This window comes from Streptomyces amritsarensis (assembly GCF_001953875.1).
GTDB lineage: Bacteria > Actinomycetota > Actinomycetes > Streptomycetales > Streptomycetaceae > Streptomyces > Streptomyces amritsarensis.
This window is the reverse complement of sequence record NZ_MQUR01000122.1, coordinates 1-19473: the sequence shown is the minus strand read 5'-3', so window position 1 is coordinate 19473 and position 19473 is coordinate 1. Positions and strand designations below refer to the sequence as shown.

The window sequence follows — 19473 nt, the reverse complement described above, 5'->3', positions numbered from 1 at the left end:
GCGGCGTGGCCGCGACCGGGACGGAGGTCCGGTCGCGGCCACGCGCCGTCCTGCCCGCGCTCTGCCTCACCCAGATCACCAGCTGGGGCGTCGTCTACTACGCCTTCCCCGTCCTCAACCCGGCCATCACCGCCGACACGGGTTGGAGCGCGGGAGCGACCACCGCGGCGTTCTCCGCCGCCCTCGTCGTCTCCGCCATGGCGGGGATCTACGTCGGCCGCGTCCTGGACCACCGCGGCCCCCGCACCGTCATGACCGCAGGCTCCGTCCTGGCTTCGCTGAGCCTGCTGGTGATCGCCGCAGCCCCCGACCTGCCCGCCTTCTTCGCGGGATGGCTGCTCGCCGGGGCTGCGATGGCCGCCATCTTCTACCAGCCCGCCTTCGCCGCCCTCACCCGCTGGTGGGCCCCCGACCACATCCGCGCGCTCACCATCGTCACCCTCGCCGGCGGACTGGCCTCCACCGTCTTCGCACCCCTGACCGCGATCCTCGCCGACCACATGTCCTGGCGCGCCACCTACACCGTCCTCGCCGGCATCCTCGCGGTGCTGACCGTCCCGGCCCACGCCATCGCCCTCAAAGCCCCCTGGCCGCCAGCCCCCGCGAGCCCGCCGCACGTCACCGGCGGCCATGAACACGTCGTGCGCACCCGCGCGTTCTGGATGCTGGCCGTCACCTTCACCCTGTCCGCGTTCGCCATGTACGCCGTCGTCATCGGCCTCGTGCCCCTCCTGATCGAACGCGGCTACACCACCACCCAGGCCGCGTGGGCCCTCGGCCTCGGCGGCGCCGGACAGACCCTCGGCCGGACCCTGTACGCGACGCTCGCCCGCCGCCTGGGTGTCACCGCGCGCACCGTCACCCTGATCGCAGGGGGCGCCGTCACCACCGCAGCGCTTGCCGTCGTGGCCGGCCCGTACGCGCTCCTCGTCGCCGTGTCCGTCCTTGCAGGGGTGATCCGCGGCAACCTCACCCTCCTCCAGGCCACCGCCGTCACAGACCGCTGGGGCACCACTCACTACGGCCGACTCTCCGGCCTCCTCGGCGCACCGGCCCACGCGGCCGCCGCCCTCGCGCCCTTCGCCGGAGCAGTCCTGGCCGGACCCCTCGGCGGCCACCCCGCCCTGTTCGCACTGCTTGCCGTCCTCGCCGCCACTGCCGCTGTGACGGCCTTCGGAGCCCGCACGCAACAGCGCTGATCAGCGATGGGTGGGCTTTGCTCGCCGACGTGGCGGTCGTCCGAGAGCCGCGTGCCCCACCGAGCTGCCCCGGCTTCGCCGGACCGGACCGATCCGGTCGGACAGGGCGGAAGCCCCTTCGTCCTCAAGTTCCTGAACCGGATCGGGCTGAGCCCGCACTGGCTCGGCATCCATGAGGCCATGCTGCTCACCGGGCCGGAGCCCGACCCCGAAGAGGTGATGTGGCACGACTGGGTGCCGGAGCCGGAACTGCAGCGGTTCACGGAGCGGTACCCGTTCACCCCGGACAGCATGGAAGCGTTCAGTCGATACGCGCGTGTGAAGGCGGCCGCAGGTGAGCACCCACGTTGCCGTCACTAGAGCCTGTCGTCAAAGTGATCTTGGGTTGTGGATCATGGAGTGGTGATACGTCGCCGTGAACTGTCCGATGCCGAGTGGGACCTCATACGTCCGTTGCTGCCCCGGCCTGTGCTGGGGCGGCCCCGGCTGGACGACCGGATGGTCCTCAACGGGATCGTGTGGAAGTTCCGCACCCACATGATCGACCGGACAGGTCCGTACCGCAGGGCCGTCGCTCTTGGCCGCGGCGCTCGTACCCTGCCCGATCATTTCCGCGGGCAGCAGGTTGGGTTGGCGAACCGGGCCGGGGAGGGGTGTCTCGGTCCCCGGGCGTCCGCGTGCGGCCCCGTCGTCTCCCTCGCGGGCCGAGGGGTGCCGCACGCGGACGGGAGCCAGGCTAGGCGTGCGTGGTTGCCGTTTTCGCTGGCTGCGCTGCCCTGCGGCTCACGTACTGCCCGGTGTTGGGGTCGCCCTCTACCAGGATGACTTCGTCACCCCCGGCAGGAATCCGGCGTGGGCCTGCTGGCGGGTGCGGACGCGGGAGAGGCCGAACTTGCGGAGGTAGCCGCGGGGGCGGCCGTCGACGCTGTCCCGGTTGCGTACGCGGGTGGCGCTGGCGTTGCGCGGCTGTCGGCCAAGCTCCGCCTGGGCGGCTGCGCGTTCGGCCGTGGTGGAGGACGGGTGGCGGATGACCTCCTTGAGCTCGGCCCGCCGGGCCGCGTACCGCTCCACGATCGCCTTGCGCTTGTCGTTCTGCGCGATCTTGCTCTTCTTGGCCATCAGACCTTCCCTCCCCGCGCACGGATCCGGGCCACGGCGGCCTCGACGCCGATCGTGTCCACGGTCTTGATCGCCTTCGCGCTCAGGGTGAGGCGGACATGGCGCCCCTCGCCGGCGAGCCAGTAGCGCTTGCGCTGGATGTTGGGGTCGAAGCGGCGCGAGGTGCGCCGGTGCGAGTGGGAGATGTTGTTGCCGAAGCCCGGCTTGGCGCCGGTCAGTTGACAGTGGGCCGACATGGGTGCAGCCACCTTTCTCGATCACAGAGGTTAACGATAATGGAAATCGTTGCCATATAGTACCCGGGTCGCGGCGCTCGCCGAGATCCCACGATGGGCAGCGACAAGACGATCAAGTGCCTCCGCTGCTGCGCCCTGCGCGAGGACCTCGACCCGGAGTCGCATCCACCACGCGTCGCCTGCCGGTAGGTTCCGTGGAGCTCGCACCGGCGGCGTACTGGTGCAGCGGCTGCTGCTCCTGCGACGCACGTGCACGGCCTGAGGGCTTGGGCGAGAACCGGCTTTCCGTGCCAGCCCCGAGCCCGGCGAAGGTCTTACGCCCCGCCGCCGCCTTCGTTCACCCAGTCGGCGCACACGTGGACGTTGCCTGCGTCGACAGCCGCACAGGCCGGGTGGCTGTGGCGGCCAGGTAGGTGATGCGGAGGGCGCCGGTGGTGTGTTCACGGTCGACCAGCACGTCCACTCCGTAGACCGACCGGATCAGATCCGGGGCCAGTACGGCCTCCGGGGTGCCCGCGGCGGCCACCTGTCCGTGGTCCAGTACGACGACGTGGTCGCAGTAGCGCGCAGCGAGGTTGAGGTCGTGGAGGGCGACGACGCAGGTGACGTCCAGCGTGGTCAGCAGGTCGAGGAGTTCGAGCTGGTGGCGGATGTCGAGGTGGTTGGTGGGTTCGTCGAGCAGGATCTCCCGGGGCTCCTGGGCGAGGGCCCGGGCGAGTTGGGTGCGCTGCTTCTCCCCTCCGGAGAGAGTGGACCAGCTGCGTTGCTGCTTGCCGGTGAGGTCGGTGCGTTCCAGTGCTGCGTCGACGATCCGCCGGTCGTGCTCGGTCAGGGAGTCGAAGCGGCCGCGGAAGGGCGTACGTCCGAGTTCCACGACCTGGCGGACGGTGACGTGGTGGTGGGCGGATACGTCCTGTTCGACGACGGCGAGCCTGCGGGCCAGCACCCGGCGGTGCAACTCGTGCAGGCCGGTGTCGTCGTAGTGGACGGTTCCGGCGTCGGGGCGGCGCAGGCCGGCGAGCAGGCGCAGCAGTGTCGACTTGCCCGAGCCGTTGGGGCCGAGGAGGCCGACGGTCCTGCCGTCGCGTGCGGCCATGTCGATGCTGTCCAGCAGCCGGTGGCCTTTGACCGACCAGGAGAGCCGGGTGGCGGTGATGGTCCCCATCAGGACTCCAGACGCTTGAGGATCAGCGCGAAGGCGGGCGCGCCGAGGAGCGCGGTGATGACACCGGCGGGCAGTTCGTGGGGCGAGAACGCTGTCCGGGCGAATGCGTCCACCCAGATGAGGAAGATGGCGCCGGTGATCGCGGACAGGGGGAGGAGCGTGCGGTGGGTCGGGCTTGCCAGGACGCGGACGGCGTGCGGGATGAGCAGTCCGATGAAGCCGATCGCGCCGGAAGCGGCGACGGCGGCCGCGGTGATGACGGACGTCAGCACCATCAGCCAGACGCGGGCGGCGGTGACGTTGATGCCCAGGGCGGCGGCGGAGTCCCAGCCGAAGGTGAAGGCGTCGAGGGCGGGTGCGAAGAACTGGATGGCGAACACCCCGACCAGGATGATCACGACGGTGGCGGTCACCCCTTCCCAGCGGGCGCCGCCGAGGGTGCCGAGCAGCCAATAGGTGAAGCCGCGGGTGGAGTTCGCGTCCCCGCTGACCATGAGGATGACCGAAGTGAGGGCGGCGAAGAACTGGGACACGAGTACGCCGGTCAGCACCACGCGGGAGGGGCTGGCGACGCGTCCCCCGCCGAGGAGGAGCAGCAGCAGGCCGAAGGAGGCCAGGCCGCCGGCGAAGGCGCCCGTGGACAGGGAGATGCTGCCGCCGATGCCCAGCAGGAGTACGGCGACCGCGCCGGTGGAGGCACCGGAGGAGACTCCCAGCAGGTAGGGGTCGGCCAGCGGGTTCCTGGTCACGGCTTGCAGCACCGCGCCGGAGACCGCCAGGGCCATACCGACGGCGGCGGCGAGCAGCACCCGCGGGAAGCGCGACTCCCACACCAGGGCGTCCAGCAGGCCGGGCAGGGGCGGGGCGGGGGCGATGGCATCCAGGCCGACGTGTCGCATGATGGTGGAGACGACGTCCAGAGGTCGGATGTCGGCGCTCCCCAGCAGTGACGCGGCGATGACCGAGACCAGCAGAGCGGTCCCGGCCAGGACGAACAGTGCCGCCGTCGAGGCGCGCCGCCGGCGCACCGGAACGCTCTCACGGCTGGTGAGGGCGGTTCCGGTGGGCGCGGCGGTCTTGTGTGGACTCGTCATGATGGCGGTAGGTCACCCAAGCCTGTTCAGGCCGTCGACCAGCGCGGGGACAACGGACGCGCTGCCGTGGCTGGGATCCATGTGGGAGCCGGGGATGGAGATGAACCGGTCGCCCTTCACCGCGGCCAGCTTGCTGGTGAGGGGGTCCTTCTTGAGGAGATCGATCTTCTCCTTGGCGGTGTCGTTGGGCTCGCCCCGGGTCAGGTCGGCCAGGATGATGACGTCGGGATTGCGGGCGGCCACCTCGTCCCAGCTCACCTCCGCCCACTTGGTCTTCGCGTCGGCGAAAATGTTCTCGACCCCCACGAGCTGCGAGATGTGCTGCGGCAGACCACCGGGGCCCGCGGCCCACGGAGTGCCCTCGTACGTCGAGTAGAACCACATCACCTTCAGCGGCGTGTCACGCTTCTTGACGGTGCCCAACGCCTTCTGCACAACGGCCTGCTGCTCGTCGGCCAGCTTCTCCCCGGCTGCGGGCACGTTCATGATCCTGCCCAGCCGGCGGTATTCCTCGTACAGCATGTCGAAGTCGGCGCCGGCCACGCTCTCGTGGAACGAGCAGTCGAACTCGGTCAGGTAGGTCGGCACGCCCAGGTCGTGGAGCTGCTTGCGGTCGCCGGACTGCTCGGCGGTGAACATGCTGGCGAAGGAGCCGTAGACGAAGTCCGGCTGCGCCTCCAGCAGTTTCTCGTGCTTGATCTCCTGCCCGGCCGCGGACAGCAGGGGAATCTTCTTGTACTGGTCGGCGATCGCGGCCGGGGGCTTCTCGATTTCGTAGCCCGTGCCGGCGATCCGGTCGCCCACACCCAGGTGGATGAGGATCTCGGCCGCGGTCTGGTTGAGGGTGACGACCTTCTGCGGCGCCGCCTTGTAGGTGACGTCGGTGCCGCAGTTCTTGAGGGTGAACGGGTAGGCCGTCGTCGCGCCCGTCTGCGTGGTCGCAGTGCGCTTGCCGTCGTCGGAAGCCGGCTTCGCGGAGCATCCCGTAACAGCGAGGACCATCAGAGCCAAAGCCGTTGTGGTTATCGTTTTCGTTTTCATTAACAGGAAGGTACCAGTTCGTCGGTAGGGGGAAGAACGGTCGTGGCCGTACCGCACTTCGGGGGAGAAGGACCGGATTCGCCGGGCAGTTCAGGGACGTCCGGTCGGGTGGGGCGCTACCGCAGCATCGCGGCGAGCCGGCGGACGACCTGCTCGTCGAACAGGTCGTTGGCCGCCATCCAGTCGTGGTTGAAGACGGTGTCCAGGTACTTGTCGCCGCCGTCGCAGACCAGCACCACGATCGTGGTGCCGGGCCCCGCGTCCTGGGCCCGTTCCAGGGCCTTGTAGACGACGCCGCCCGCCGAGCCGCCGATCAGGATGCCGAAGTTCCTGGCCAGGTAGCGGCAGGTCTCGAAGGCTTCCGCATCGCCGACCTTGATCCCCTCGTCGAAGACCTCGTAGTCGACGACACAGCCGATTTCAGAGCCTGCCGGCGTGCCCGTCCCCGACTGGTGGTAGGGCGCGCCCTCGCCGCCGAAGACGACGGAGCCCGACGGTTCAACACCGATGATCTTCAGATCCGGGATGTGCTCGCGGAGGAAGCGTCCGGTGCCGCACAGTGAACCGCCGGTGCCGACAGCCCCGTACAGGTAGTCGATGTCGTCGCCCAGGTCGTCGTGGAGTTCGCGGGCGAGCGGCCGGTAGCCGTTGGGGTTGCCCTCGTTGCGGTGCTGGGCGGTCCAGTACGCGCCGTGTTCGACGGCGAGCCGCTCTGCCGTCGTGTCGCGTTCGGCGGTGGCGAGTCCTTCCTCGTCCCCGGCGACGTTGAGGATGTCGGCCCCGTAGGCCACCATGCCGCGCAGCTTGTCCGGGCTGGAGTGGTTGTCGACCACGGCGGTGAACTTGTACCCGCGTTCGGCCGCGACGAGCGCCAGGCCGAGACCGGTGTTGCCGGAGGTGGACTCCACCAGCCATCCTCCGGGAGCGAGAAGCCCGGCCTCCTCCGCCTCGTCGACCATGTTCCTGGCCATCCGGATCTTGGCGGTTCCGGTGGGGTTGAACTGCTCCAGCTTCAGCAGGACTCTCGCCCCGCCTTCCGCGACGGGCAGCTTCAGCAGCGGCGTCCGCCCTATCAGGTCGGAGATCTTGCTGGCGATCACGGCTTGTCCTTCACACAGATGGCGGTCAGAGACCGGATGAAGACGTCGTTGTCCTCGGGGGTCGACAGGGAGGCTCGGATGTAGGTCTCGTATCCGGGCTCGCGCCACGCCTTGACGATGATTCCGGCGCGGTGCAGTTCATGGGCGACTCGATCGGAGGGGCGGCCGGTGTCGATGAAGAGGAAATTGGTGGACGACGGGACCACACGCAGTCCCGCTTGCTCCAACCGGCCGGTGACCCTGGAGATCTCCAGGGCGGTGCGGCGGACCGTGTCCGCCAGATGCGCGTGGTCCCCCAGCGCGGCGATCGCGGCCTCCTGGGCCGGGTGGTTCACGTTGTACGGAGTGCGCACCCGGTCCAGCGCCTGGACCAGGGTCGGATCGGAGGCCACGCCGTACCCCACGCGGACGCCCGCCAGGCCGTAGGCCTTGGAGAAGGTGCGCAGCACGATCCACGGCCGGTCCTGTCCGCGCAGGGCCTCCAAGGCGTCGGGGTACTCAGGGTCGAGGCGGGCGAACTCGCCGTACGCCTCATCCAGCACCAGCAGGGCCGATGCCGGGGTGGCGGCCAGTACGTGCTCCAGTTGGCCGGTGCTGAGCACGGCGCCGGTGGGGTTGCACGGGTTCGCGAGGAAGACGAGCTTGGGGCCGGCCGCCAGCGCGGTGCTCCAGGCCTCCGCGTCGAACCCGAACTCGCCGGTGACCGGCACCTTCTCGACCCGGGCGCCCATGACGCGGGGGAAGGTCTCGTGCAGGCTGAACCCGGGCGCCTGGGTGACCACCAGGTCACCTGGGTCGAGTACGGCCTGGCACAGCAGTTCCAGGATGTTCTCCGAGCCGTTGCCGAGGACGACACGCTCGGCGGGCACGTCGAGGCTCGTCCCGATGGCCTCGGCCAGCCGTCTGCCGGTGGGGTCCGGGTAGCGGGAGACGCCGTCGGCCAGGCCCAGCCGGATCGCTTCGGCGACCGCCGGTGAGATGCCGAAGGGGCTCTCGTTGTTGGACAGTTTGATGATGCGGGAGGAGCGGCTGAGGGCCGCCACCTCGGCCGGGTCGGCGCCCGGGTCGTAGCGGGGCAGGCCCGCCACTTCTCTGCGGATCAGGGAGGCCGATGCGGTGGGAGCGGCGGCGTGCTTCATGAGGACTCCGAGTTCGGGACGGGGGCGCTGGAGGCGGCGCGGTGCAGCCGCCCGACGCGGCGGAGGAAGGCAGCCATGAGGAGGGCGGCGGTGGCCGCGAGGCCGACGGTCTGGCCGATCCAGACGCCCTCGACACCCCCGTCGGCGGTCACCCCGAGCAGGTAGCCCGCGGGGAGCCCGATCAGCCAGTACCCGACGAGGGAGATCCGGAAGGGGCCCGCGGTGTCGCCGACGCCGCGCAGGATGCCGTTGCCGATGTTCTGCATGGCGTCGAAGACCTGCATGACGGCGGCAATGAGCAGTCCGGTCACGGCCAGGGCGACGATGTCCGCGTTGCCGGCGTGCTCGGCCGAGATGAACAGGGACACGATCGGACGCGGGATCGCCAGGTACGCGACGGCGATCAGCAGCGTTGCCGTCACACCCCAGGCGGTGCCGAGCAGCCCCATGCGGCGGGCCGTCGCGTAGTCCCCGCGGCCGCCGGCCTCGCTGATGTGGATGGACGCCGCGTGCGAGAGCCCGGCGGAGATCATGAAGACGATGTAGACGATCTGGTTCAGCACCGTCTGCGCGGCCAGGGCGTTGACGCCGAGGGTGCCGATGACAAGGGTGAGCACGCTGAAGAAGGCGGCCTCGGAGGCGTAGGTGCCCGAGATCGGCAGGCCCAGGCGCCACACGGAGCGGACCGCGTCACCGTCCCACCGCCGTGCGTCGGGTGAGGTGAGCCAGGGGCGCAGGGCGCCGTCGCGAAGGACCACCACGATGAACGCGAGGAAGGACAACAGGAACACCGTGACGGTGGCCATCGCGACACCCGCGAATCCGAAGGCGGGCAGGCCGAACTCGCCGTGGATCAGGATGTGGTTCAGGGCGACGGTCGCGCCGATGGAAGCCAGGGTGATGGCCAGGAGCGGGCCGGGCCGCTTCAGGCCGGTGGTGAAGTGCCGCAGGTTCTGGAACCACAGGCAGGGCAGCATGCCGGGCGCCAGGATCATCAGGAACTCGCCGGCCTTGTCGACCACCGCCTGGTCCTGGCCCAGCAGGACCAGGAGCGGGCCGACCAGCCAGAGGGCCGCGCAGAACACCACCCCGCACACGGTCGCCCAGAAGAACCCGGCGAACAGCAGCGCGCCGACCCGCTGCCGGTCGCCCTGCACCTGGGCCTCGGCCACCAGGTTGCTCACGCCGGTGACCAGGCCTGTCCCGGTGGTGCGCAGTTGGTTGAAGAGTGCGAGGGCAAGGCCTGCTGCGGCGATCTCGAGCGCGCCGAGCCGGCCCAGCATCACGATGTCCACGGTGGTCAGCGCGACGTACGCGAAGTTCGTCAGGATCAGGGGGAGCGCGAGCCTGAGCAGCGCGCGTGAGTTGACGACCCACCAGCCGGTGCCGGACTGCGCGGTGTCGGTCGTGCTTTTCGTGTCGGTCGTGCTCACCAGAAGTTGACCTTTTCCCCACGTCCGGCCGCCAGCGCGAGGTCGGCCATGTACCGGCCGAGCGCGGCGTCCGTGACCGCCATGCCGCTGTTGTAGGCGAAGACCACGTCGTCCGGACGGCGTCGGGCGGGTGCCCGGCCGAGCAGGATGTCCGGCAGCTGGGCGTCCACCTGCGGCAGGCTGCCGTCCTCGCCCCGCAGGTCGTCGCAGGTCGCGTGCATCTGGGCGGTGTCGGTGGCTATCCGGTAGTCCGCGCCGTGGCACACGTCGGCGTGCACGCCGTACCCGAGGAGCACCGCGAGCGAGCCGGGCTTCATCCACTCCCGCCGGACCTCCTCGGTGGCGGACAGGCCGGAGGCGCCGATCACGATGTCCGCTCCCGCGGCGGCCTCCCGCAGATCCTTGACGATCTCGACCTCGCGCCCGTCGACACCGTTCTGAACGGTGCGCAGCCCTTCGGGGTAGGTGCCGAACACCTGCAGCCGCTCCAGCCCCGGCATCGCCGCGACGAGCATCGGGAGGGCCGCCTGCCCCTGGACGCCGGTGCCGACGACCAGGGCGCTTCGGGCATCGGGGCAGGCCGCGCGGGCGAACAGCGCGGTGGTGGCCGAGGATCGCAGCGGGCCGAGCTTCACCACGTCCATCAGCGCGATGGGGGCCCCGGTGGTGTCGTCGACGAGGAAGACGAAGGAGTGGAACCGGTAGCTGTCGCGGCTGCGGCGCGGGTCGAACTCGTACACGGCCTTGAAGCAGACCGTGCCGCTGCCGCCGTCCCGGGCCACCATCGAATAGCTCAGGGAGCGGTGGCCCGGATCGTCGATGATCGTCTTGACCGGATTGTCCGAGCCGCCTGCCCGCAACGCGCGGTAGGCGTCTTCGACGACAGCGATCACCTGTCGGCGGTCGAGGTCCAGCCCTTCCTGCTGGGACTGCGGCAGCAGCCACAACTGCCCGGGTGGGGCGTACTGGGGTGACATGCGAGGCGTCTCCTTCATTGCTTGTTCGCGTCAGGTCGGTTCGAGGTCGCGTCAGATGCCGTCCAGCCGCCAGCGCGGCCGGGCACCTTCGTCACCGAGCCGGACCACGACCTTCCGCGGCAGGGGGGCGTCATGGAACGGTGATTCGTTGGAGTCCATCTGGTAGCCGGCCGTGTTGAGGTAGACCAGGTGGTCACCGCGCCGGACGGGCCGCGGGAAGCCGATCTTCCGCCAGGTGACCATGTCGCTCTCCAGGCAGGTCGAGCCCGCCACACAGGCCGGGAACACCTCCGCGGCGCCGGGCTGAGCGGACAGCAGCAGCGGGTCGGGGAGGTAGTCGCTGCCGAACCACTGCTCGGAGAGGCTGAAACTGCTGCCCGCGACGGTGACGATCGCGTACCCGTCGGACTCCCGCCGGTCGTCGACCTGCTGGACGCGGTACATCGTGAACCCGGCCTGGTCCAGCAGGGCCCGGCCCGGCTCCACGGCGAACCGGATGCCGTGGCGTGCCGCCCTGGCCGCCAGGCTCTGCCCGCCGTCGACAGAGTGCGCCATGATCGCGGCCACTGCCCGGGCCGCGGGCTGCCCGCCGTACGGATAGAAGTCCTTGAAGTCTTTCGCCCCGTGGTAGTGGGCCGGTTCGTTCTGCCGGAGGAAGTCGTCCCAGAGCCGCGGTTCGACGTAGCGGACCGGCAGCCCGCCGCCCATGTCGACCAGCCGGGCGGAGGGCGAGCCGCGCCGCCGGGCGTCGAGGCAGTGTCCGATCATCTCGTTCGCCGCCGTCGCCCGTTCCGCCGGGGAGTAGCCGTTGAGGTGGAAGGAGAATCCCCGGAGGCTGATGTCGGCGGCGAGTTCCGCGCACAGGCCTACGGCGGCGTCGCGTTCGGCGGTGGACAGCCCGAAGCGGCTCCCGGGCTGGGCGGCCGTCCGGGACCGCAGCAGGACATCGGCCTGCCGCCGTGCGGCCCGAGCGGTCGCCGCGAGACGGCGCAGTTCGCTGATCGAGTCGACCGCGACCAGGCAGCCGTGCTGCACGGCGAGACGGTGCAGCGCGTCGTCCTTCTCCGGGCCGGATATGCCGATCCGGTGGCCGGGAACGCCGCCGGCCAAGGCCTTGATCAGTTCGGGCGCGCCGGCGACGTCGACGCCGATGCCGAGGGTGGCGGCCGACGTGGTGTAACACGCGGCCTTGTTGGCCTTCTTGGCGAACAGGAGGTCGGCGGCGGCACCTGCTTCGGCGAATGCCTGCCGGAGCGTGCGGACGTTCTCCTCGAAGACCTCGGGCAGCACGACGTGCAGCGGTGAGCCCAGGCCGTCCAAGAGGTCGGTGAGCAAGGCGCGGTGGTCCGCCAGGAGGGCGGAGACCACGGGATGTCGAAGTGCGGTGAGCGCGAAGGGCCGGGCTGTGACCGCCGGGCGCTCCAGCACCTGTCGTGAGATGAGCACCCTGTACTTCTATATGATTATGACACTCATTTTCAATAGGGGGGATGGTCGTCCCTTCCCGGCAGCACCTCGGGCTGAGGTGCGCGGGGTGCGCCGAGTCGGCGACTTCGCGTCACGCCTCGAGGCAGGGGTGGGCGCTCGGCCAGGTGCGCCAACGGGTTCGGGAGGCTCTCGCGACCGCGCCGAGGCCGCGGGGTCGCGGGTACTTCCAGGTGTGCGCCGCCCGCGCCGCCGATCGCCGTCTGATCCTCGTCGGACTGACGCCCCGCCAGAGGGTGGCCGCGCGCATGGCCGCCGGCCTCGCACGGGGCGGGTGCCGGCCGGAACGCTGATGTACGCGGCCCTCGCCGCCACCGCACGGTTCCGCCGCGTCACCACCCCGGTTCGCACGGGTGGGACATCGGGGTGACGGCACCCCCGGCGGCGTCGCCCGCGCGCACGAACTGTCCGCGCCGTGTAGGTATGTCTTGATTCCTTCGATCCGAGGAGCTCCCGTGAAGCGCACTCGCTCCCTGCGCCGCCGTACCGCTGTGGCCGCCGTCGCCGCCGCCCCCGTGCTCTTCCTGGCCGGCTGTGGTGACGGCGGCAACGGCTCGGCCGCGACCACTGCCAGCCCCACCGCATCCGCTTCGGTTCCGGCGGGCGAGCACAACCAGGCGGACGTCGACTTCGCGCAGGAGATGATCCCGCACCACCGCCAGGCCGTCATGATGTCCGACATGGCGGAGACCCGGGCCTCCTCCGACGAGGTCAAGACCCTCGCCGCGAAGATCAAGCAGGCACAGGAGCCGGAGATCGCCACCATGTCCGCCTGGCTGACGGCTTGGGGGGAGGAGGTCCCCCAGGGCATGGACGGCATGGATCACGGCGACGCCACGTCCATGCCCGGGATGATGGACGACCACCAGATGGACGACATGCGAGGGGCCTCCGGCACCGCCTTCGACACCATGTTCCTGACCATGATGATCAAGCACCACGAAGGCGCGATCGAGATGGCCGAAACAGAGAAGGAGGAAGGCGCCTACGGCCCCGCCAAGGAACTCGCCGACGACATCATCACCGCCCAGAAGGCGGAGATCGCCCAGATGAAGCAGATGCTCGGCACGAACTGACCCCGGCCGGGCGAGCGCTCGGCCGCGCCCCGCCCCCGCAGCTCCCGCCGACCCGCCTGAAGTCGCGGGGACCGGTCCGCCGACCTGTTCTCGGCCTTCGTACGGCAGGGGGCCGTCACCCCGGCCGGAGTGCAGACCCCCTTCGGCACCCGCCTCCGGGCCGCGCAGCCGATTCGGCTGAAACCCGCCCTTACCGGATCAGCCCGGTCATAGTCTCGTGCCATGACCGCGATCAATGACACGACATACGAGTACCGCATCGCCCGCCCCGAGGACACCGAGGCCATCGAGGCCCTCGACGGGTCCTTCAGCACCAGCACGGTCTTCGAAGTGGCCGTGACCGGCGACGGCTTCGCCCTCCGCGAGGTCCCGGTGGACCCGCCGCTGGTCAAGGTGTTCCCCGAGGACGAAGGAGGCGACGAGGGGGACGGCGCGGACACGGACGGCGAGGGCGACGACAGCCGCACCTTCGTGGCCGTCGGCGCCGCCCAGGCACTCGTCGGCTTCGCCGCCGTCTCCTACTCCCCGTGGAACCGGCGGCTGACCATCGAGGACATCGAGGTCGCCGCCGACCACCGGGGCCGGGGTGTCGGCCGCGCGTTGATGGGACACGCGCTGGACTTCGCCCGAGAGCGGGGCGCCGGCCACGTCTGGCTGGAAGTGACCAACGTCAACGCCCCGGCCATCCATGCCTACCGGCGGATGGGATTCTCCCTCTGCGGCTTGGACACCGCCCTGTACCTGGGCACCGAATCCGAGGGCGAGCAGGCGCTCTACATGAGCATGCCCTGCCCCTGAGCAGCCAGCAGGCGGTTCACGACGGGGCCGGAGCCGTCGGCGGGCGCGACGGTGACGGTGAGCAGCCAGCCGGCGGCCCCGTCCGGCCCGGCCGCCGGCGCGTACCACTCCACGCGCGCGTCCAGCAGCCGGTCGCCGGCCTCCCGGCGTGCGGCGTACCAGGTCCGGAAGGGCTTGGTACGCCAGACCGTCAGCGGCACCGCCCGCTCGCCGCCGCTGCGTGAGTGGCCCGGCCCGACCGCTCGCAGCGCAGCCTCGGCCGCACCCGTCGGCGTCCGCTCCACCGGTACCCCCAGGGCGTCGGCGAAGTGGAGCAGGTAGGCCATGCGTTCGGCCTCCGGCGGCGCACCGAGCACGGCGCGGCCCGAGTCGCACCACGAGCCCCACTTGATGTTGGACACCAGGCCCGGCAGCGTGGCCATGTCACGGGGGATCCAGAAGAGGATCACGTCGGACCGGCGCATGGCCTCCTCCTCCCACGCGATCTGGTCCCCGTACGCCGGGTAGCCGCCGCCGGGGACCGGTTCGGGCAGGAACACCACCAGCCGTCCGGCACCGCGCCACGCGGAGCGCAGTGCGTCGACGGCACCCGGCCGCCACGACGGTTCGGCGGGGTCGGCGGGGGTCGGGCCGCACAGGTACACGGCCGCGGCCCAGGTGCCCGGCGGCTCCTGGCCGACGTGGACGACCTCGACCTCCGAGGTGACGGGGGTGTGGGGCTCAACGGGCATGGGGCACTCCGGGGTCGGTCGGGGCCAAGGTGGCGAGGAAGTCCAGCAGGACGGTGTTGAAGGCCTCGGGCCGTTCCAGGAACCCGAGGTGGCCGGTGTCCGGCAGCTCCGTGTACCGGGCTCCCGGGATCGCGGAGGCTACCTCCCGGCCCAGCGGCGCCGGTGCCAGGACGTCGTCGGCGAATCCCAACACCAGGACGGGGACGCGGATCCGGCCGTATGCGGCCAGCCGGTCGGCGACCGCGGGGCCCGGTCGGTTCGCGGCCGACGCGCCGGTCGCCGCGGCGATTTCGAACAAGTCGAGCCATTCCGCGGCCGCGTTCTCGTCGGCCAGCGTCCGGGGCGAGAGGTTCTGCACCAGGCGGACGAACGCCTCGTACTCCGGCGGCAGCCGGATGCCCGCTGCGGCGGACGCGGCCTCCGCACGTGCCAGGGCCTCTCCCACCGCGTCGGGCCGGCCGCGGGTCGCCGCGAGCAGCGCCCCGCTCGCCAGGTGCGGATCGGTCAGGAGCAGCTCCTGGACGGCGAGGGCGCCGAGCGAGTGACCGACCAGCACACAGGGGGGCAGATCGAGCCAGATCAGCAACTCTCTTGTCAGCGCCGCCAGTTCGGTCGCCCCGGCCGCTGCCGTCGGCCCGTGGTCGAAGGTGACCACCCGCCGGCCCGCGGCGGTCAACGCCGGCACCTGGTGGTGTTCCCAGATCCGTCCCGCGCCGCCCCCGCCCGCGACCAGCACCACCGGCAGGTCTCCCGTCCCGTGCTGGGTGTACGCCGTCCCGCCGGGCGTGCGTCCCGTCGTGCGCGCGGGACGCGCCGCGCCCTGCGGCCCCCGCGGGTGCGGTGCCGGGCCCCTCACGGCGCCATCCTGCGCAGTGCCGTCTCCACCCATGCGGGACGGCCGGTGTCCAGTCCCCGCAGCGCCACGTGGACCCAGAGGAAGGAGGCCCGGGCCAGGATGTGCGCCCGCATCCCGTCGCGGACCTCGCCGCCCGCCGCGCGGTAGGCGTCCAGGAGCCGGTCCAGGACGGCGGGGCCGCCGGCGTACAGCATGTCGACGAAGTCCACCGCCGGATCACCGACATCGGCATTGGCCCAGTCCAGCAGCCCCGACAGGGCCGGCGGGCCGGAATCCGGGCGCACCACCAGGGTGTGCCCGGGGTGTACGTCGCCGTGGACGAGCGTCAGCCGGCCGGGCCACAGGCGGTCGTCGTCCAACCAGGCCCGCCAGCGCCGCAGCCCGGCCGGGGGGAGCGGGAGTTCGGCGCGGGCCCGGGTGAGCCGTTCCGCGATCCTGGTGCGCACGGCGCCGGGGTCTGCCGGCCCGCGGCCCGCGAGGGCGGGGGAGCCGTCCAGCGCGGTCGTGTGCACCGCGACCAGGGCCCGGGCCAGGGGTTGCAGGTAGTGGCCCGGGTGGGCCAGCGGGTCTATCGACCAGTCGTAGACCAGAGTGGCGGGATCCTCGGTGCCCGCCGGCTCGCCGGGCAGACGAGGGTAGGCGACCACATCAGGGTCGTGGAGGCGCCAGTCGGGTACCGGCACGGGTGTCCGGCCGCGCACCGCGGTCAGTACCGCGCCCTCGAAGGCCAGTTGCTCCGAGGCCTCCGGGCGGCGTGGCTGCCGCAGGATCCACCAGGCGCCGTCCACCGCACGGACATGCGTGACCCGGAAGTCCCAGCCGCTCTCGTCGGCGCGCGCCGTCGCAGGGTCGAGGGCCACGCCCAGGCGGCGGGAGGCGTACGCGGCCAGGTCGGCGAGACCGCCGCCCGCACCGGAGCCCGCCCCGGCGGGCGCAGCGGACGCCGGTACGGCCGGTCCCGGCGCGGCCGCGTCCTCGACAGGCCCCGGCGCCTCGGCACGCGCTTTCGATGCCGCCCCGGGTGCCGCTCCCGCGGCGCCGGTCGCGGCGTTCACCGCTCCGCCCCGGTCGTGGCCAGGTACCGGTCCCTGGTGGCGTTGCGGTCGACCTTGCCGGTGTGGGTGCGTTCCAGTTCCGCGACCGGTACCAGCAGGCTGGGCACCAGGTGCGGGGCAGCCGTGCCGGCCAGCCTGGCCCGGACGCCCGTCGCGACCTCACGGGGGTCGTGGTCCGCGAGCGGCACGAAGAAGGCGGCCAGCGTGCTGTGTTCCGCCCGGTCGATGCGTGCGGCCGCCACCTCCCGCACCCCCTCGCAGCTTCCGACAGCAGCCTCCACGTCGACCAGGTCCACCCGGTGACCGCGGATCTTGACCTGGTGGTCGGAGCGGCCCCGGAACACCAGGGCGCCCCCGGGCGCCACGGAGACCAGGTCCCCGGTGCGGTACCAGCGGGTTGTGCCGTCCTCGGTGAACCTGGCCGCAGTCGCCGCCGGGGCCGCGTGGTATCCCAGGGCCAGTCCCGGACCGGACACGAACAACTCGCCCGTGTCGTCGACGTGCTGGCCGACATGCGGCAAGGGCAGCCCGATGGGCAGGTCGCCGCCGGTCTCGGGCAGGCCGGGCGCGCCCGGCCCGGCCAGCTGCACGGCGTGGGTGACCAGGGCCGTCTCGGTGGATCCGTACGTGTTGAGCAGCCGCACCCCGTGGGCCCCGAGCCGCAGCCAGCGGTCCAGCATGTCGGCGCGCACCGCCTCCCCGCCGATCACGACCGTACGCAGGGACGGGGGCAGACCGGCGCCCTGCTGCAGGAGGTCGCCGGTCAGGCTGTACCAGAAGCCGGTCGGCAGCACCGCGACGGTGACCTCCTGGTCCCCGGCGACCTGCGCGAAACCCTCGCGCGCCGCGTCGTCGACGACGAGGGTGGCGCCGCCGGTCAGGGTGGGGAGGATCTCCTCCAGGCTGGTGTCGCCGCCGGCGCCGTGGAAGTGCAGCACGGTGGAGTGCGGGCCGATCCCGTACAGCTCGCGCAGCGGCGGCACCACGGCAGCCAGGGCCCGGTGCGGCACCACGACCCCCTTGGGCCGGCCGGTGGAGCCGGAGGTGAACAGCACGTACGCCGGATCGTCGGGCCGTACCCCGCTGCCCGGGAGCGCCGGGGGCGGCGGCACCGGCCCGGAATCCGCCCAGCGGGGGCGGACCACCCGCTCCACGGCCGGCTGCCAGCCGGTGTCGGCGGTGGCCACGGCCTCCCGGACCCCCAGCCGGTCCAGTACGGACTCCAGCACGGGCGCGGGATGGCCGGCCTCCAGCGGGACGTAGGCCCGCCCCGCCGCGAGGACGCCCAGCAGGGCCGCGACATCGCGGGCCGAGTGGTGCACGACCACCCCGACCGGCGGCTGGGGGGCGTCCGCGCGCGGTGCGACCGCGCCCGCCACCTCCAGCACCCAGGCGGCGAGGGTGCCGTAGCCGATGACGAGCCCGTTGTCGACCACGGCCGGCCGCGCCGGATCCGTACGCGCGGTTTCGAAGAACGGTTCCAGGAAATGAATTCCTGAGGCCTGTATTGTCATTTCCCTCGTCCTGATGGAATATGGGCGGGTGCGAATTGTTGTGGAACACGATCTGAAAATACCCATGCGCGACGGCGCCTTATTGAATTCCGATCTGTACCGGCCGGATACCGCCGGCCCCGTTCCCGTCCTCATACGCCGCACCCCCTACGGGAAGTACGGCAGCCCGGGCGGGGCCTCCGTCGACGGCCTGCGCCTGGTCCGCGCCGGGTACGCGCTGCTGGTGCAGGACGTGCGCGGCCGGTTCGGCTCCGGCGGCTCCTTCGAGCCGTACTGGCACGAGGCGGCGGACGGCGCGGACACCGTCGCCTGGGCGGTGGAGCAGCCCTGGTGCGACGGCTCCGCCGGGCTGTTCGGCCGCTCGTACGAGGCGATGGCCGCCCTGCTCGCGGCGACGAGACGCCCGCCCGGCCTGCGGGCGATCGCCCCGCACGTGGCCGGATCGGGCTTCGGTGAGGGCTGGACCCATCGGGGCGGCGCCTTCGAGCTGGGCTTCGTCCTCTACTGGGTGCTCTACGACCTGCTGCTGGAGGGGGCCGGGCTGACCGGGCCCGAGCTGGCCGAGGTGGCCCGTGCCGTCGACGGGATCGACACGCTCTACCGGGACCCGGAGGCGGCCGCGGAGCTGCTGGACCGGCTGGCCCCGTACTACCGGCAGTGGCGCGAGCACCCGGCCGGGGACCCGTACTGGCGGCAGGCCGCCCCGCGCGAGTCGTATCCGGCGATCACGGCGCCGGCGCTCCACCTCACCGGCTGGTACGACATTTTCCTCGGCGGCGCCCTGGAGAATTATCAGGGAATGCGGAAGTGCGGGAACCGGTCGCGTCTGGTGGTCGGCCCGTGGTCCCATTGCGTCACCGGCGGCATATTTCCGCAGCGGCGTTACGGGCTGGCCGCCGATGAACGCGAAATCGATGTCACGGGCCTTCACCTGGACCATTTCGACCGGCATCTGAGGCAGCGGGCGCAGGACCCGGAGCCCGATCCCGTACGGCTGTTCCTCACCGGCGCCGACACCTGGCGGGACTTCCCCGACTGGCCCGTCCCCGGCACCCGGGACCACGTCCTGCACCTCCGTGACCGCGCGCTGACGCCCGGCCCCGCACCGGCGGCCCCCGGCGCCGACCTGCTCCGCCACGACCCCGCCGACCCCGTGCCCACCACGGGCGGAGCCACCGCCCTCCCGGGGCAGTTCACCGGCGGCGACTGCGGCCCGCTGGACCAGCGCGGCGTGGAGGAGCGCCCGGACGTGCTGTGCTTCACCGGCGAGCCGCTCACCGCGGCGCTGACGGTCGTCGGCGACACCGTCCTGACCGTGTACGTGACCCCGGACGCGGCGGGCGCCGACGTGGCCGGCAAGCTCGTCGACGTCCACCCGGACGGCCGGGCCGAGATCCTCTGCGACGGCGTGTGCCGGATCGCGCCGTCGGAGGCGGAGGCCGCCTCCGACGGCGG

Annotated in this window: 20 protein-coding genes; 6 read left to right on the top strand and 14 right to left on the bottom strand. The window is 71.8% G+C overall.

The features are described 5' to 3' along the window. Nucleotides 1-5 precede the first annotated feature (5 nt). Genes AVW11_RS32195 through AVW11_RS39380 form a run of 3 tightly spaced genes read left to right on the top strand, consistent with a single transcriptional unit; the run spans nucleotide 6 to nucleotide 2024 of the window. The gene (locus AVW11_RS32195; protein ID WP_076046794.1) at nucleotides 6-1199 is read left to right on the top strand and encodes an MFS transporter; all 1194 of its coding nucleotides are present in this window, start codon (nucleotides 6-8) and stop codon (nucleotides 1197-1199) included. A 51-nt stretch (nucleotides 1200-1250) separates the two neighbouring features. Continuing rightward, complete coding sequence (locus AVW11_RS32190) at nucleotides 1251-1559, top strand: NUDIX hydrolase (RefSeq protein WP_076046793.1); 309 nt, start codon at nucleotides 1251-1253, stop codon at nucleotides 1557-1559. 27 nt (nucleotides 1560-1586) lie between these two features. Continuing rightward, entirely contained in the window at nucleotides 1587-2024 is a 438-nt protein-coding gene (locus AVW11_RS39380; RefSeq protein WP_079250882.1) for a transposase, read from the top strand. On the opposite strand, the gene rpsN is transcribed toward AVW11_RS39380, so the two are convergent. The 10 genes from rpsN to AVW11_RS32135 form a co-directional block, all read right to left on the bottom strand. Further along, nucleotides 2013-2318 carry a 30S ribosomal protein S14 gene (gene rpsN, locus AVW11_RS32180; RefSeq protein ID WP_030843881.1) on the bottom strand — a complete coding sequence of 102 codons (306 nt, stop codon included), beginning with the start codon at nucleotides 2316-2318 and terminating at the stop codon, nucleotides 2013-2015. The two genes, AVW11_RS39380 and rpsN, sit on opposite strands and share 12 nt — an antisense overlap. Beyond that, on the bottom strand, nucleotides 2318-2554 hold the full coding sequence (rpmB, locus tag AVW11_RS32175; RefSeq protein WP_030843878.1) for a 50S ribosomal protein L28: 237 nt from the start codon (nucleotides 2552-2554) through the stop codon (nucleotides 2318-2320). Before rpmB ends, rpsN begins: the two co-directional genes overlap by 1 nt. A gap of 337 nt (nucleotides 2555-2891) precedes the next feature. Next, nucleotides 2892-3719 (bottom strand): ABC transporter ATP-binding protein, encoded by an 828-nt coding sequence (locus AVW11_RS32170; RefSeq protein ID WP_076046792.1) that lies wholly within the window; start codon nucleotides 3717-3719, stop codon nucleotides 2892-2894. Beyond that, a complete protein-coding gene (locus AVW11_RS32165; RefSeq protein WP_076046791.1) occupies nucleotides 3719-4747 on the bottom strand; it encodes a FecCD family ABC transporter permease in 1029 nt (342 codons plus the stop codon). The genes AVW11_RS32170 and AVW11_RS32165 overlap by 1 nt, the downstream gene beginning before the upstream one ends. A gap of 78 nt (nucleotides 4748-4825) precedes the next feature. Beyond that, complete coding sequence (locus AVW11_RS32160) at nucleotides 4826-5815, bottom strand: ABC transporter substrate-binding protein (protein ID WP_240528322.1); 990 nt, start codon at nucleotides 5813-5815, stop codon at nucleotides 4826-4828. Nucleotides 5816-5970: 155 nt separating this feature from the next. Then, on the bottom strand, nucleotides 5971-6954 hold the full coding sequence (locus AVW11_RS32155; protein WP_076046789.1) for a PLP-dependent cysteine synthase family protein: 984 nt from the start codon (nucleotides 6952-6954) through the stop codon (nucleotides 5971-5973). Then, entirely contained in the window at nucleotides 6951-8093 is a 1143-nt protein-coding gene (gene hisC / locus AVW11_RS32150; protein ID WP_060177433.1) for a histidinol-phosphate transaminase, read from the bottom strand. The genes AVW11_RS32155 and hisC overlap by 4 nt, the downstream gene beginning before the upstream one ends. Beyond that, the gene (locus AVW11_RS32145; RefSeq protein ID WP_076046788.1) at nucleotides 8090-9526 is read right to left on the bottom strand and encodes an MATE family efflux transporter; all 1437 of its coding nucleotides are present in this window, start codon (nucleotides 9524-9526) and stop codon (nucleotides 8090-8092) included. The genes hisC and AVW11_RS32145 overlap by 4 nt, the downstream gene beginning before the upstream one ends. After that, nucleotides 9523-10503, bottom strand: coding sequence for an ornithine cyclodeaminase (locus AVW11_RS32140; RefSeq protein WP_076046787.1), 981 nt, complete (start codon nucleotides 10501-10503; stop codon nucleotides 9523-9525). The genes AVW11_RS32145 and AVW11_RS32140 overlap by 4 nt, the downstream gene beginning before the upstream one ends. A gap of 51 nt (nucleotides 10504-10554) precedes the next feature. Beyond that, nucleotides 10555-11949, bottom strand: a complete 1395-nt coding sequence (locus AVW11_RS32135; RefSeq protein ID WP_225885019.1) for an alanine racemase — start codon at nucleotides 11947-11949, stop codon at nucleotides 10555-10557. A gap of 494 nt (nucleotides 11950-12443) precedes the next feature. Here AVW11_RS32135 and AVW11_RS32125 point away from each other — a divergent pair, with 494 nt between their 5' ends. Beyond that, complete coding sequence (locus tag AVW11_RS32125; protein WP_076046785.1) at nucleotides 12444-13064, top strand: DUF305 domain-containing protein; 621 nt, start codon at nucleotides 12444-12446, stop codon at nucleotides 13062-13064. A gap of 222 nt (nucleotides 13065-13286) precedes the next feature. Next, nucleotides 13287-13862, top strand: coding sequence for a GNAT family N-acetyltransferase (locus AVW11_RS32120; protein WP_030843837.1), 576 nt, complete (start codon nucleotides 13287-13289; stop codon nucleotides 13860-13862). Here the strand turns inward: AVW11_RS32120 and AVW11_RS32115 are convergent. Genes AVW11_RS32115 through AVW11_RS32100 form a run of 4 tightly spaced genes read right to left on the bottom strand, consistent with a single transcriptional unit; the run spans nucleotide 13838 to nucleotide 18018 of the window. Beyond that, nucleotides 13838-14593, bottom strand: coding sequence for a nucleoside 2-deoxyribosyltransferase domain-containing protein (locus tag AVW11_RS32115; RefSeq protein WP_060177438.1), 756 nt, complete (start codon nucleotides 14591-14593; stop codon nucleotides 13838-13840). The genes AVW11_RS32120 and AVW11_RS32115 overlap by 25 nt on opposite strands. Further along, on the bottom strand, nucleotides 14583-15449 hold the full coding sequence (locus AVW11_RS32110) for an alpha/beta fold hydrolase (RefSeq protein WP_240528321.1): 867 nt from the start codon (nucleotides 15447-15449) through the stop codon (nucleotides 14583-14585). Before AVW11_RS32110 ends, AVW11_RS32115 begins: the two co-directional genes overlap by 11 nt. Further along, complete coding sequence (locus AVW11_RS32105) at nucleotides 15446-16504, bottom strand: macrolide 2'-phosphotransferase (protein WP_240528320.1); 1059 nt, start codon at nucleotides 16502-16504, stop codon at nucleotides 15446-15448. The genes AVW11_RS32110 and AVW11_RS32105 overlap by 4 nt, the downstream gene beginning before the upstream one ends. Continuing rightward, the gene (locus AVW11_RS32100; RefSeq protein WP_167389259.1) at nucleotides 16501-18018 is read right to left on the bottom strand and encodes an AMP-binding protein; all 1518 of its coding nucleotides are present in this window, start codon (nucleotides 18016-18018) and stop codon (nucleotides 16501-16503) included. The genes AVW11_RS32105 and AVW11_RS32100 overlap by 4 nt, the downstream gene beginning before the upstream one ends. Before the next feature lie 28 nt (nucleotides 18019-18046). Here AVW11_RS32100 and AVW11_RS32095 point away from each other — a divergent pair. Continuing rightward, a partial coding sequence (locus AVW11_RS32095) for a CocE/NonD family hydrolase (RefSeq protein WP_240528319.1) occupies nucleotides 18047-19473 on the top strand: 1427 nt, incomplete at its 3' end.